This window comes from Mesorhizobium sp. M1A.F.Ca.ET.072.01.1.1 (genome assembly GCF_004023325.1).
Taxonomy (GTDB): Bacteria; Pseudomonadota; Alphaproteobacteria; order Rhizobiales; family Rhizobiaceae; genus Mesorhizobium.
Genome location: NZ_RZSF01000709.1, coordinates 1 through 533, shown reverse-complemented (window position 1 = coordinate 533; position 533 = coordinate 1). Strand labels below are relative to the sequence as shown.

Genomic DNA, 533 nt, shown 5'->3' with positions numbered 1-533 from the left:
TGCCCACGCCGATGCGCTTGCCGCCACCCTCGGCTTCGACATGGTCGCTGCCGGCTGGGAACCGACCGTCGACAACTATCTCGGCCGCGTCACCAAGGCCAGGATCGTCCAGGCGGTTCGCGAGGCCCGCGGCGAGGATTCCGCGCAGCTGATCGACCACATGAAGAAGGACTTGATGGCCCGAGAGGCCGCCCGTCTTCTCGAAGGGTCGACCTGGCTGCCCGAGCCGCTGCGCCTTGAAGGTGACGCGGCAGTCGACGCCGGCGAGACCGTCACGGAGGAAGTGACGGACGAGACGGCTCTCGACGGCGATGCGGTCGATCTGCCTGCCTTCCTTGCCGACACAGCGTCCGAGGAACCGACGACCCAAGCCGACGAGGAAACAGATCGACTCGAGGCCGCCGAGTAAACGGCCTTCCGCTTCGCACCGGGTCCGGCATCACCGCCGGGCCCCTTTTCAGTTCTCCGCCGACGAAGGCGGCGCCGACGTCATTGAGTACCGCACGGCCGCCTGACTTAACACCGCATAGACC

The 533-nt window shown here is 67.0% G+C and carries 1 pseudogene; it reads left to right on the top strand.

What is annotated here, in order from left to right:
- Positions 1-409, top strand: a pseudogene (locus tag EOA32_RS37655) (DNA-binding protein); the annotation flags it as partial.
- Between the last annotated feature and the right edge of the window lie 124 nt (positions 410-533).